10 protein-coding genes are annotated in these 12,834 nt (G+C 67.3%); 6 read left to right on the top strand and 4 right to left on the bottom strand.

Annotated features, from left to right (window positions below):
• Window positions 1-55: 55 nt before the first annotated feature.
• Entirely contained in the window at window positions 56-2,611 is a 2,556-nt protein-coding gene (locus GGR89_RS05425; RefSeq protein WP_125972711.1) for a TonB-dependent receptor plug domain-containing protein, read from the bottom strand.
• 131 nt (window positions 2,612-2,742) lie between these two features.
• On the opposite strand from GGR89_RS05425, the gene GGR89_RS05420 reads away from it, so the two are divergent.
• Window positions 2,743-4,002, top strand: coding sequence for an aminotransferase class V-fold PLP-dependent enzyme (locus GGR89_RS05420; RefSeq protein ID WP_241217804.1), 1,260 nt, complete (start codon window positions 2,743-2,745; stop codon window positions 4,000-4,002).
• Window positions 4,003-4,111: 109 nt separating this feature from the next.
• Here GGR89_RS05420 and GGR89_RS05415 read toward each other — a convergent pair whose 3' ends face one another.
• A complete protein-coding gene (locus GGR89_RS05415; RefSeq protein WP_125972715.1) occupies window positions 4,112-4,504 on the bottom strand; it encodes a JAB domain-containing protein in 393 nt (130 codons plus the stop codon).
• Between the two features lie 115 nt (window positions 4,505-4,619).
• Here GGR89_RS05415 and GGR89_RS05410 point away from each other — a divergent pair, with 115 nt between their 5' ends.
• The 5 genes from GGR89_RS05410 (at window position 4,620) to GGR89_RS05390 (ending at window position 11,451) form a co-directional block, all read left to right on the top strand.
• Window positions 4,620-5,414, top strand: a complete 795-nt coding sequence (locus GGR89_RS05410) for a thymidylate synthase (RefSeq protein ID WP_125972717.1) — start codon at window positions 4,620-4,622, stop codon at window positions 5,412-5,414.
• Complete coding sequence (locus GGR89_RS05405) at window positions 5,411-5,887, top strand: dihydrofolate reductase (RefSeq protein ID WP_125972719.1); 477 nt, start codon at window positions 5,411-5,413, stop codon at window positions 5,885-5,887. Before GGR89_RS05410 ends, GGR89_RS05405 begins: the two co-directional genes overlap by 4 nt.
• Complete coding sequence (locus GGR89_RS05400) at window positions 5,884-7,053, top strand: dipeptidase (RefSeq protein WP_125972721.1); 1,170 nt, start codon at window positions 5,884-5,886, stop codon at window positions 7,051-7,053. The genes GGR89_RS05405 and GGR89_RS05400 overlap by 4 nt, the downstream gene beginning before the upstream one ends.
• Window positions 7,054-7,297: 244 nt before the next feature.
• A complete protein-coding gene (locus GGR89_RS05395; RefSeq protein WP_125972723.1) occupies window positions 7,298-8,227 on the top strand; it encodes a bifunctional riboflavin kinase/FAD synthetase in 930 nt (309 codons plus the stop codon).
• A gap of 314 nt (window positions 8,228-8,541) precedes the next feature.
• Window positions 8,542-11,451, top strand: a complete 2,910-nt coding sequence (locus GGR89_RS05390) for a TonB-dependent receptor domain-containing protein (protein ID WP_241217805.1) — start codon at window positions 8,542-8,544, stop codon at window positions 11,449-11,451.
• A 109-nt stretch (window positions 11,452-11,560) separates the two neighbouring features.
• Here GGR89_RS05390 and GGR89_RS05385 read toward each other — a convergent pair whose 3' ends face one another.
• Entirely contained in the window at window positions 11,561-12,316 is a 756-nt protein-coding gene (locus tag GGR89_RS05385; RefSeq protein WP_125972725.1) for a competence/damage-inducible protein A, read from the bottom strand.
• Window positions 12,316-12,819, bottom strand: coding sequence for a GFA family protein (locus GGR89_RS05380; RefSeq protein WP_125972727.1), 504 nt, complete (start codon window positions 12,817-12,819; stop codon window positions 12,316-12,318). The genes GGR89_RS05385 and GGR89_RS05380 overlap by 1 nt, the downstream gene beginning before the upstream one ends.
• Window positions 12,820-12,834: the final 15 nt, after the last annotated feature.

The raw sequence follows: 12,834 nt of genomic DNA, 5'->3' as shown, positions 1-12,834 counted from the left end.
CGGGCGCCGCACGGACTCGTCAACGTCGACGGCACGCAGAAAGACCGAATGCGCCTTAGAACCCAAGCCCGATTCGCACGAACACCGTTCTTCCGTTGAAGCCGAACGGCGAAATCGCGTTGTACGGCTGGGTCCCCGCATTGTCGGCCCCGTTGGTCCCCGCCGCTACCGAGGCTGCCGAGGACGCGATATTCTCGGCCGGATAGACGTCGAACAGGTTCTGCGCGCCGGCGCTGAATCGTAGCGTGCCGGTTGCCTGCCAGGACAGTTCGAGATCGGTCAGCAGCGCCGCGCCGAAGCGCTGGACGATATCCGCATTGGCGCTGGTCGGCGACACCGGCACCAGCCGCACGTCATAGCCGGGGACGAGCGCCGCGATCTGGGCCGGCGTGCGATTGGTCAGCGCGACGGTGGAGACCTCGCCGTAGCGCGTATTGGTCAGCGACACGGCGAACGGCCCGCGCGTGTAGCTGAGGTCGAGCGTCGCCTTGGTCCGCGGCAGGCTGTCCGAGAAGCGCAGTTGCTGCGTCAGGTCGAACAGCGGCGTGGTGAGGCCGAGTGCGGCGAGCGGCGCCGGTGTGCCGGCGATCCGGTCGAAGCTGGTCCTGTTGTAGTTGCCGGCCAGCGTGCCGCTGAGCACGCCCCCCGCCAGCCGGGTGCGATAGTGCAGCACCAGATCCACGCCGCGCGTGTTGGTGTCGACCGCGTTGGTCAGATAGGAAATCGCGCTGAAATTGCCCTGCCCGTTCGCAGCAAGAAAGGCGGTCAGCCGCGCATCCTGGAAGGTGGAGGAAATCGCGATCCGATCGCGCACCCGGATCCGATAGGCGTCGAGCGTCGCGGTGAGCGCGCCCGCTTCGAACACCAGTCCCGCCGAGAGATTGCGCGAGGTCTCCGGCTTGAGATCGGTCGCCCCCGCCAACCGCGCGGCCGCGCTGTCGACGGCGGCGACGCGAACGATCGCCTGGTGCCCGTTGAGGATCAGCGTGTTCGATGCGTTGTAGCCCGATTGCGCGAGCGCCGGCGCCCGGAAGCCGGTGTTGTACGACGCACGCGCCGCCAGCCCGCCGACCAGTTCCAGCCGCCCCGCGACCTTGAAATTGGCGGTGTCGCCGAAGTCCGAATACTGTTCATGGCGAACCGTGCCCTGCAGCAGCAGCCGGCCGAACAAAGTCTTTTCGGCATCGCCATAGACTGCCCAGCTGTGCCGGCCCAGCGACGCCCGATCGTCCGGCCCGTTGCTCGGCCCGGGCTGCGCGCCGATGATCGCCGGGCGGCCGGCATTGGGCCCGTCTAGGATCGGCACCCCGCCGTTCCGGTAGCCGGCCAGATCGCCGGAGAACAGGCGGTAGGTCTCCTCGCGATATTCCAGCCCCGCCGCGAGCTTCAGCGGATTGGCGTCACCCAGCGGGATTTCGCGGGTGAGGTCGAGGTTGCTCGTCCACTGGTAGAAGTCCGAGCCCAGCCGGTAGAAGCGCCGCGGTGTCGCCGTGCCGTAGGAGACGTTGACGCTGTTGTCATAATGGAGGTCCTGGGTATTGACCCCGTAGACGGTCGAGAGGTCCCATCCGAACCCGGCGAGCGCGTCGCCGCGCAGGCCCATCGCCACCGACAGGTTCTCGATTCGCGAATCCAGGGTCGGACGATAGCCGTCGGGATTGATCGCGCGGATCGTCTCGTCCTGGCCTGCGCGACGGAAGAAATATTCGATGTCGCCGTCCAGCCGGTTGTAGCCGCCGAACGCATAGACCTCGACCTGATCCGAGGCGGGCGCCGCGAAATTGGCGAAGAGCTGGACGTTGCTGCTCGGCTGGTCGCCGAAGCGGAACACATTACGGTCGATCGTCGCCTCGCGGGGATCGAGGGTGCCGCTGGACGGGGTCAACCCAGTGCCGGAGCCGTAATTGCCCGAGATCGCCGTCGGCCGACCGGCAGCGTTGGTGCCGAAATATTGCTGCCGGGTATCGGCCCGGGCGCGGCTGGTGCCTTCGTGCTGCTGGAACGAAGCGGTCAGCCGCAGCACGCCGCTATCGCCGACGCGCATGCCGGACGAGACGCTGGCCTCGCCATAGGCACCGTCCCCGCGCGTCGTGATGCCGCCTGTCACCTGCGCGCGCGTGCCCACCGAACGATCGAGGATCAGGTTGATCACGCCCGAGATCGCGTCGGAGCCATATTGCGCCGAGGCGCCGTCGCGCAGCACTTCGGCGCGGGCCAGCGCGAAGGAGGGAATGGCGTTGAAGTCGACCGAGACGTCGCCGCGCCCGATGCCGTTGCTGGTGTTGAGGTCGCTGGCGGTGTGCCGGCGCTTGCCGTTGACCAGCACGAGCACCTCGCCCGGCCCGAGCCCGCGCAGCGAGGGCGGAACCAGATAGTCCCCCACCCCCGATCCGAGCGGCCGCGGGGTGTTGAAGCTCGGCACCGTCGCCTTCAGCTGCTGGATCAGGTCGACCCGGCCGCTCTGCTGCAACTGCTCGCGCCCGATCGCGTCGACGGGGGTCGCCGACCGCGTCGCGCTGCGCCCGCCGAAGCGGCTGCCGGTGACGATGATCGCGTCCCCTTCGGCGTCTGCGACCGGTGCGCGCTCCTGGGCGAGCGCGGGCATGGACATTGCGGCAGGAATCAGGAACGCAGCACGACGTACGGAAAGAATCACCAGGCCCCCCTTCAAACAACGATGATATGTTGTATCGTCATGCCTGTGGAGTACCGAAGGGGACCCGTCAAGCAGGGGGCAATGCATTGAACGGACGTCGTGATTTTCTGGGCCTGGCGGGTAGCGCTGCTGCAGGAAGCCTTTTCGCGGGGCCGCTGCACGCGCAGCCTGCGGCGGAAGACTGGGCAGGCCGCTACGACGTCGATCGCAGCATCGCCAATTTCGACGCGGCCTATTATGGCGCGATGACGAAGACGGTGGCGGCCGCCTATCGGCAGCATGGCGAATGGGTAAACCGCCACAACGCGCTGTTCCTGCGCAGCGCCCTCCCCGGCCCCTCGCGCGACGCGCGCCTGCAACCCGCGATCGAGAGCGTCGCTACGCTGGTCGGTGCGAAGCCCGGCGAGATCGCCCTGTGCGCGGGCGGCACCGAGGCGCTGTACGGGCTGATCGTCAATTATCGGCCGCTGAAGGCCGGCGAGGCCGTGCTCACCGCCGATACCGATTATGACGAGATGCAGTTCGCCATGGCGCACCTGGCAGCAACGCGCGATGCCCGCCACGTGCGGATCGCGCTACCCGAGCCCGCCACCACGGCGAACATCCTCGCCGCCTATGCGCAGGCCCTGCGCGACACGCCGCGCCTCAAGCTGCTGCTGCTCACCCATGTCTCCAATCGCAACGGGCTGGTACTGCCGGTCCGCGAAATCGCCGCGATCGCCAAGGCACAAGGGGTGGACGTGATCCTCGACAGCGCCCAGTCGGTCGGGTTGCTGCCCGTCGACGTGGCGGCGCTGGGCGTCGACTTCATGGGGTTCAGCCTGCACAAATGGGTGGCCGCGCCGCTCGGCTCGGGCGCGGTGTACATCCGTGCCGACCGGCTGGGCGACATCGCGCCCTGGCTCGGCAACCACATCCACACCGACGACGACATCCGCGCGCGGGTGCCTTCCGGTACCGTGGACGTCGCCGCACGGCTGACGATCCCGGCGGCCATCGCCGAACATCATGCCCTGGGCCCGGCGCAGAAGCTGGTGACGCTGGTCGAAAAGCGCCGTTACTGGGTCGACCGCGTCCGGGACGTGCCGGGCCTCACCATCGTCCACCCCGAGGAAGCGGATCGCTGCGCAGTGATCGGCGCCTTCCGGCTGCCCGGCCAAGCCAGCTGGGAACAGGCGCGCGCGGCCCAGCAGCGCTTGCTCGTCAAGCATCGCGTCCTGGTCGTCGCCAAGCAGGGGCTGGCCTCCGGGCCGGTGCTGCGGGTGACCCCGTCGCTGTTCAATACCACCGACGAGCTCGACCATCTGGCACGTGCAATACAGGCGGAACGATGCCTATTTGCTTGAGGTCAGGCGCTGGCGGTATCGCGCGGCGAATTGGCGCGATCGGCGCGCGATCCCGTTGCGCCCCTGGCGTGGTTCGCCGACGAAGTGGGTCACATCCTGCCATCTCGCGCTAGAGCCAGCCCAGCGCGCGGAAGCTCGCTGTGCCGCTCTGGGCGACCACTAGATGATCGATCAGTCGCACTTCGACAGGTTCGAGTGCGACGAGCAGCCGACGGGTGGTCGCGCGGTCCATGGCGCTGGGCGTCGGATCGCCACTCGGGTGGTTGTGCGCCATCACCACCGCCGCCGCGTCGAAGGCCAGCGCGTCGGCCACCACCCGCCGCACGGGGATGTCGACCATGTCGCCGTGCGCTCCCTGCAGGTGCCGCATGCCGAGCAGGCGGCCGTTCCGCGCCAGATAGGCGAAGGCAGCGATTTCGGTGCGCGCCTCGGCAAGTCTGCCGAACAGCGCGCGCGCGGCCGGCAGGTCGAGGATGTACGGATCCGGACACGCAAGCACCATGGCCCGGCATGCCACCCGATGCCGGCATCCTGAACGGCAAGCCGATCCGCTCCGGACCTCCGGAATGGTGCGAAGCCGGGTGACTCGGCCAGCGCGCGCCGCTAGGTTCGCAGCCATGCACCAATATCTCGACCTGATGGCCCGCGCGCTCAACGATGGCGTGGAGGTGATGGACCGCACCGGCACCGGCACCCGCAGCGTGTTCGGCGCGCAGATGCGCTTCGACCTGCGCCAGGGCTTCCCGCTGCTCACCACCAAGAAGCTTCACCTCCGCTCCATCCTGGTCGAGCTGCTGTGGTTCCTGCGCGGCGACACCAACGTTCGCTGGCTGCAGGAGCGCAAGGTGAGCATCTGGGACGAATGGGCCGACCAAAACGGCGATCTCGGCCCGGTCTATGGCAAGCAGTGGCGCGACTGGGAGGCCGCCGATGGCCGCCATATCGACCAGATCGCCGAACTGATCGCAACGCTGAAGACCAACCCCGCCTCGCGCCGCATGGTCGTCTCCGCCTGGAACCCCGGCGAGCTCGGCGCGATGGCGCTGGCGCCGTGCCACTGCCTGTTCCAGTGCCATGTCGCGGGCGGCCGGCTGAGCCTGCAGCTTTACCAGCGCTCGGCCGACATCTTCCTCGGCGTGCCGTTCAACATCGCCAGCTATGCGCTGCTCACCCACCTGCTGGCGCAGCAGGCCGGGCTGGAGGTCGGCGACTTCATCTGGACCGGCGGCGACTGCCACCTCTATCTCAACCATCTCGACCAGGCGCGGGAGCAGCTGAGCCGCAGGCCGGGGCCGCTGCCGCGACTGGAGATCCTCCGCAAAGCGCCGTCGATCGACGCGTACGAATATGAGGATTTCGCGATCCACGACTATGTCGCGCAGCCGCACATCAAGGCACCGGTGGCGATATGATCAGCTTCCACCTCGCCCGGGCGGACAATGGCGTGATCGGCCGCGACGGCCAGCTGCCCTGGCGGCTGCCCGCCGATCTCAAGCGGTTCAAGGCGCAGACGCTGGGGCGGCCGATGATCATGGGCCGCAAGACCTTCGAGTCTTTTCCCGCCCCCCTGCCGGGCCGGCGCCATATCGTCCTCACCCGCGACACCGGCTGGCGGGCCGAAGGCGCCGAGGTGGCGCATGACGTCGACCAGGCGCTGGCGCTGGCAGGCGAGGATGTCGCGGTGATCGGCGGCGCCGAGGTCTTCGCGCTGTTCCTGGACCGCGCCGATCGGGTCGAGCTGACCGAGGTGCATCTCGATGCCCAGGGCGACGCGCACGTTCCCGCCTTCGATCCCGCCGATTGGGCGGAGACCGCGCGCGAGCCGCATCCGGCGGAAGGAGATCGCCCCGCCTATGAATTCGTGACGCTTCTCCGGCGGCGATGAAGCGCCCGATCCTGATCGGCGTCGCGGCGGTGCTCGCCGTCGCAGCGTTCGGCGTTTTCGGGATCGCCCCGGCGGCGGTGGAGGCGGGGAGGAACCGCGTCGTGGCCACGCGTCTCCCCCATGTCACGCCGCAGACCCGCGCGCTGCATGCCAGCCTCGCCATCGCCGACATGCATGCCGATACGTTGCTGTGGCGGCGCAACCTGCTCGATCGCGCCAATCGCGGCCAGGTCGACCTGCCGCGGCTCCAGGCGGGAAATGTCGCGCTGCAAGTCTTTTCCTCGGTCACCAAGACGCCGCGGCACCAGAATTACGACGCCAACGGTGCCGACAGCGACAACATCACACTGCTCGCCATCGCGCAAGCGCAGCCGCCGCGCACCTGGGGCTCGCTGCTCCAGCGCTCGCTCTGGCATGCGGAGAAGCTGGAGCGCGCCGCCGCCGCCTCGGGCGGCGCGCTGCGGGTGATCCGCACGCCTGCCGAGCTCGCCCGACTGCTCGCAGATCGCGCCGCCGGGCGGAAAGTGACCGGCGGCCTGCTCTCGATCGAGGGGCTGCAGGACCTTGAGGGCAATCCGGCCAATCTCAATAGGCTCTACGCGGCCGGGTTCCGCGTGGCCGGGTTCGCACATTTCTTCGACAATGAAGCAGCGGGCTCGATGCATGGGCAGGCCAAGGGCGGGTTGACGCCGCTCGGCCGGCAGATGCTGCGGCGGATGGAGGCGCTGGGCATGGTGGTCGATGTCGCCCATGCCAGCCATGCGGCGGTGGCGGACATCCTCGCCTTGGCGCGGCGGCCGGTCGTCTCCAGCCATGGCGGCGTGCAGGCGACCTGCAAGGTCAACCGCAACCTCACCGACGCCGAGATCCGCGGCATCGCCCGCACCGGCGGCGTGGTGGGGATCGGCTATTGGGAGGCGGCGGTCTGCTCCACCAGCCCCGAGGCGATGGCGGCGGCGATCGCGCATGTCCGCGATCTGGTGGGGATCGACCATGTCGGGCTGGGTTCGGACTTCGACGGCGCGGTGACCACGGGGTTCGATGCATCGCAGCTGGTGGTGGTGACCCAGGCGCTGGTCGATCGCGGCTTTTCCGAGCAGGAAATCGCCAAGGTGATGGGGGGTAATGTGCTACGGGTACTGAAGGCGGGGATGGAGCGAGGGTAAAACCCAAGCCCCTCCCCTTCAGGAGCGGCAGGTGAACCGCGCCCCGCGCGGTTCAGGTCCGCCTGGGAGGCGGACCGACCTGACGCTGGGTTGGGGTGGGGCTGTGTCTCACCGAGACCAAACTTTCGTTCTGGAATCCCTCCACCTCAACCCCTCCTCCAAGGAGGAGGGGCTTAAGCGCGCGCTTCGCACTCGACTCTCTAACACCATTGGCATCCCCTCGGCCAATCCCTATAGCCACCCCATGCAGCGGCTGGACGGCGGCTCGGCGGTTCCGCTTCCTCTCCGGGATGCGATCGTCGCGCTCGGGAATTTCGATGGCTTCCATCTCGGGCACCAGGCGGTCGTCGGCCGCGCGGTGGCGCGTGCCCGCGCCGAGGGACGCCCGGCGATCGTCGCCACCTTCGATCCGCATCCGCGCCGCTTCTTCCAGCCCGACGCCTCGCCCTTCCGGCTGACCACGCTCGACCAACGCGAGCGGCTGTTCGCCGCCGCGGGCGCCGACGGCATGCTGGTGTTCCACTTCGACGCTACCCTCGCCCGGCTCACCGCGCGCCAGTTCGCCGAGCAGCTGGTCGACACGGCCGCCGCCGCCGGGGTGGTGACCGGCGAGGACTTCACTTTCGGCAAGGGCCGCGAGGGCAATGTCGCGACCCTGGCCGCGCTGGGTGCCGAGCTAGGCTTCACCGCAGAGACGGTGGGCGCGGTAGCGTTGGACGGCCAGATCGTATCCTCCAGCCGCATCCGCGAGCATCTCAAGGCCGGCGACCCGCGCGGTGCCGCGATGCTGCTCACCCGCCCCTTCGCAATCGCCGCGGAAGTCGAAGGCGGCGCCAAGCTGGGCCGCCAGCTCGGCTATCCCACCGCGAACATGCGCCTCAGCAGCTATCTTCGTCCGAAATATGGCATCTACGCAATCCGTGGCCGGCTGCCCGACGGGCGCGTGCTGAACGGGGTAGCCAACCTGGGAATCCGCCCGAGCTTCGATCCCCCGACCGAATTGCTCGAGAGCTTCTTTTTCGATTTCAACGGCGACCTGTACGGCCAGACGGTCGAGATCGAACTGATCGCATATCTCCGGCCCGAGGCCAAGTTCGACAGCCTCGACGCGCTTACCGCCCAGATGGACGAGGACGCCGCACGCGCGCGCCAGCTGCTTTCAGCGCGAACCTGACCCCGCCGTTCCTGCTCCTGCGTGCCACGCCGCTCTTGTGAGAGTTGGTCATGTCGTGGTGTTACACCATGTCGCGACACGTTTCAGATTGATGCTGTTAGGCAACAGTGAAACATTGCTGCACAAACGCATCATAGATAATAGATTTGGTTCTTTCCTCCTTCCTGTAACGACCGCAACTGTGTTGTACAAGCCACAACACCAAAACAAAGCCACGCGCTGCGGACAGCTTCTTTACATCTTGGTTACAGCGGCTCATGCGCCGCCACAGTGTCGTCGCCAGCAGCGCTGTCGACACCATCTAGGGAGAGCGCGTGCCCCTCCGCGCCGGCACGGTGCTGGCAGGAATGGGCGCCGTGGCGTTTTTCGCCGCGCCCGCATTTGCACAGGACCAGAATGGCGCGGCCGATGCCGCCCAGCAGGGTGCCGGCACCGAAATCGTCGTGACCGGCTCGCGTATCGCGCGTCCCGACCTCCAGTCGTCGACCCCGGTCGCCGTCGTCAGCGCGGAGCGCATCGAGCAGACCGGTGCGTCGAACATCCAGGACGTGCTCGCCACGCTGCCGTCTGTCGGCCAGAATGTCAGCCGCACCAGCTCGAACTTCTCGAACACCGGCAACGGCACCGCGACGGTGAACCTGCGCAATCTCGGCTCGTCGCGCACCCTGGTGCTGATCGACGGCCGTCGTACGCTGGGCATCGCCGGCAGCCCGGCGGTCGACGTCAACAACATCCCGACCGATCTGGTCCAGCGCGTCGAAGTCGTCACCGGCGGCGCCTCGGCCGTCTATGGTTCGGAAGCGATCGCGGGCGTGGTCAACTTCGTCCTCAAGAACGACTTCCAGGGCCTGCGCGTCCGTGCGCAGAACACGCTGTCGGACAAGGGCGACGCAGCCCGCCAGTATGTCTCGATCACCGGTGGCCAGAACTTCGGCGGCGGCCGTGGCAACGTGACCGCGAACTTCAGCTACGACAATGATCACGGCCTGTACTCGCGTGATCGCAGCTTCTCCGCGCGCGACCTCCCGAACCGCAGTGCCTATGCCTCGCAGGGCGTGTTCGACGTCAGTGGGCCGAATCAGCAGTCCTTCACGCCGAACAGCCCCAGCACCTTCACCTTTGGTCCGGGCAACAACCTCAAGGGGTACCAGGGTCCGAACATCGACGGGTATAATCGAAACGGGGATCGCCTCTTGTCGGTGCCGGTCGAACGCTACCAGGGCGCAGTGCTGGCGCACTATGACTTCTCCGATGCCTTCAAGCTTTATGCGCAGGGCCAGTACAGCCGCACCAACTCGAACGCCTCGCTTGAGCCCGCAGCCATCTCGAACACCGGCCCGAGCGCGGCGCTGAACTTCGATGGCTCTGCTTATGCCGGCATCCCGATCAGCAGCCCCTATGTGCCGGCTGCGATCCGCGCCGCCGCCATCGCGAACGGTGTGGACACGATCCAGTTCCTTCGTCGTTCGAACGACATTTTCAGCCGCAGCAACAAGAACGAGCGCGATTTCTATCGCGGCGTGCTCGGCGCGAAGGGGCAGTTCACTGCCGGCACCAACTGGTCGTATGACATCTATTACGAGCACTCGGAAAGCCGCGACCACACCACCGCCCAGTCGATCTACACGCCCAACTACGGTGCGGCGCTGAGCAATGAGATCGGCCCCGACGGCCAGGTGCGCTGCTCGGATACTGCGGCGCGTGCGGCGGGCTGCGTGCCGATCAACATCTTCGGCGCCAACACCGTCACGGCGGCAGCCGCGCAGTTCCTGCAGAAGTATACCGGCCCGACCCGCAACGTGACGCTCGTCGACGGCGGCACCGTGCAGTTGGTCAACGGCACCAACGTTGCCTATGACTATCTGGCGAAGGTCAACCAGGACGTCGTGTCCGGCAGCATCAACGGCGACCTGTTCTCGCTGTGGGGCGGCCCGGTCGCACTGTCGTTCGGCGGCGAATATCGCCACGAAAAGAGCACCGAGACCTTCGACCCGTTCACCCAGGCGGGCCTGAGCGCGGGCAACCAGATCACCAACACCCGCGGCAGCTTCAACGTCAAGGAAGGCTTCGTCGAAGTCGTCGCCCCGATCGTGGAAGACCGCCCGGGCCTGAAGTATCTGGGCCTGGAAGGTGCCGCGCGCTACGCCGACTATTCGACCGTCGTCGGCGTGTGGAGCTTCAAGGGCGGCGCGACCTTTGCACCGACTTCGGACATCCGCTTCCGCGGTGTCTACTCGCGCGCAACCCGTGCACCGAACATCGGTGAACTGTACGCATCGATCAGCCAGACCTTCCCTTCGGTCAACGATCCTTGCGACCAGGGCACGAACGAGAGCGACAAGATCCCCGCAGCTTGTGCGAACGTACCGGGTCGCGCGAACACCATCGCCAGCCGCGGATCGTTCACCTATTCGACGGCACAGATCCAGTCGATCGACGGCCTGCTCGGCGGCAACCGAAACCTGCGCGAAGAGACCGCCGATACCTTCACCGCGGGTGCCGTGATAACGCCGACGTTCTTCAAGAACTTCAGCATGACCGTCGACTACTACACCATCAAGGTGAAGAACGCGATCGGCATCATCGGGCAGCAGGTCTCGGCGGACGAATGCCTTGCCACCGGAAACGCCCAGTTCTGCAACAACGTGATCCGTGACAGCAACGGCTTCATCACGCGCGTCAACGCCATCAACTTCAACACCGGTTCGTACCTGGTGTCGGGGATTGACGTCGAAGCGCGCTACGCAGTGCCGGTCGGCGCCTCGCGCTTCGACTTCGACGTGATGTACAACCATCGCTTCAAGCAGCAGCAGACGCCGTTCCCGGGCGCCGCGCCGCAGAACGAGCTGGGCCAGGCCGATTGCTATAGCTGCGGCCGTCTCGGTTCGGGCTTCAAGGACAAGGGCGTGGCCAATGTCACGTTCAGCGCCCCGAAGTTCCAGCTGAACTACCGCCTAGACTATATGGGCCCGCTGGTCGACAACCTCGCCAGCGCCAACCCGCAGCGCATCTCGGCCTATTTCTACCACAATCTGCAGGGCAAGGTGATGGTCGGCGGCAAGCAGCAGATGGAGCTGTATGCCGGCGTCAACAACCTGCTCGACACCAAGCCGCCGGTGTTCGGCGACACCAACCAGGTGACCTTCCCGGGCACGCAGACGGTGGCGAACACCTACGACCTGTACGGCCGCATGCTGTACGTCGGCGCGACCTTCAAGTTCTGATCACGCCCGCCAAGGGCAGGATGGAATGGGAGCGGCACTCTTCGGAGTGCCGCTCTTTTTTTGTGGAGATTGTCGGCGGTCGCGGCGCCCCGCGTAACGCAGCCGACAATCAGATCCCGCCGTCGACCGCCTCGAAGCCGCGCGCTTCCAGCCCGTCGGCGAGAACGGCCGTCACGCGGTCGACCTGCGCCGCATCGGTTGCGCGCACCACGAAATTGGCGCCGACGCGCCCCTCGCGGAAAAAGGGATAGCTGCCGATCGACACGCCGTCGTGCGCACGCTCGGTCTCGCCGAGCAGGTCGGCGATCTCGCTCTCCGCCACCCAGCAGCCGATCGTGCGCGATACGACGGGCAGGCCGCCTTCCAGCGTGCCGGTCAGTGCGTCGAGCATCCCCGCGGCAATATGCGGCACGCCCGCCAGGATGAAGATATTGCCCCAGCGGATCCCCGGCGCGCCCGACATTCGGTTGACGATCAGATCGGCACCGTCGGGCACCCGCGCCATCCGCAGCCGTGCCTCGGTCAGCCCGCCTTTGCTGGCGTAATAGTCGGCGAGGGCCGCACGTGCCTCGGCATGCACCACCACCGGCACGCCCAGCGCCGCAGCGATCGCATCGACGGTGATGTCGTCATGGGTCGGGCCGATGCCGCCGGTGGTGAAGCAGTAATCGTTGCGGGCGCGCAGCACGTTCACCGCCTCGACGATCGCCGCCTGCTGGTCCGGCACCACCCGCACCTCGGCGAGGCGGATGCCTTGCGCGTTCAGCCAGGTGGCGAGTTGCGCGATATTCTTGTCCTGGGTGCGGCCCGACAGGATTTCGTCGCCGATCACCACCAGGGCGGCGGTCCAGATCCGCGGCGCCATCAGAGACCCGCCGCCCGCTTGCGCTCGGCCAGCGCGCGCATCCGGGCCAGCCGATCGGGCGGCAGGACCGTCGCCGGATCATAGGCGGCCTCGAACTGCGGCACGCCGTCGGGGAGGGTCACCCAGGGCATGCGATCCGCGGTGAAGATGGCCGCATCGGGCCGGAGGCGCGCCGGCTCGTCGAGCGTCGCGACGCGCACCCCGGCGCCCAGCCGGCCCAGCCGCGGGTAGAAGCTCCACAGCGCGGTGCCGCAGGCCGCGCAGCGGACGATCTCGTGCGGGCCGCCGGAGCCTGCCTTCACGACATGGCTGCTGGTCTCGCCCGCAAGCAACTCCAGCTTCTCGGTTTCGATGAACAGGTTGACCACGCTCGTCGAGCCGGTCTGGCGCTGGCAGAGCGTGCAGTAGCAATTGTTGACGAGGATCGGATCGGCGGCCACGCGGTAGCGCACCTCGCCGCAAGCACACCCGCCTTCCAGCCACGCCGCGCTCGATTCCTGCATCCGCATCCTCCCATG

Source organism: Sphingomonas trueperi (genome assembly GCF_011927635.1).
Classification (GTDB): domain Bacteria; phylum Pseudomonadota; class Alphaproteobacteria; order Sphingomonadales; family Sphingomonadaceae; genus Sphingomonas; species Sphingomonas trueperi.
Note: the sequence above shows the minus strand (reverse complement) of the source record. Positions and strands in the feature narration are given on the sequence as shown.

Coding starts and splice junctions, on each gene's coding strand:
- GGR89_RS05425 (WP_125972711.1), bottom strand. CDS start 2,611: ATGTCCATGCCCGCGCTCGCCCAGGAGCGCGCACCGGTCGCAGACGCC.
- GGR89_RS05415 (WP_125972715.1), bottom strand. CDS start 4,504: ATGGTGCTTGCGTGTCCGGATCCGTACATCCTCGACCTGCCGGCCGCG.
- GGR89_RS05410 (WP_125972717.1), top strand. CDS start 4,620: ATGCACCAATATCTCGACCTGATGGCCCGCGCGCTCAACGATGGCGTG.
- GGR89_RS05405 (WP_125972719.1), top strand. CDS start 5,411: ATGATCAGCTTCCACCTCGCCCGGGCGGACAATGGCGTGATCGGCCGC.
- GGR89_RS05400 (WP_125972721.1), top strand. CDS start 5,884: ATGAAGCGCCCGATCCTGATCGGCGTCGCGGCGGTGCTCGCCGTCGCA.
- GGR89_RS05395 (WP_125972723.1), top strand. CDS start 7,298: ATGCAGCGGCTGGACGGCGGCTCGGCGGTTCCGCTTCCTCTCCGGGAT.
- GGR89_RS05385 (WP_125972725.1), bottom strand. CDS start 12,316: ATGGCGCCGCGGATCTGGACCGCCGCCCTGGTGGTGATCGGCGACGAA.
- GGR89_RS05380 (WP_125972727.1), bottom strand. CDS start 12,819: ATGCAGGAATCGAGCGCGGCGTGGCTGGAAGGCGGGTGTGCTTGCGGC.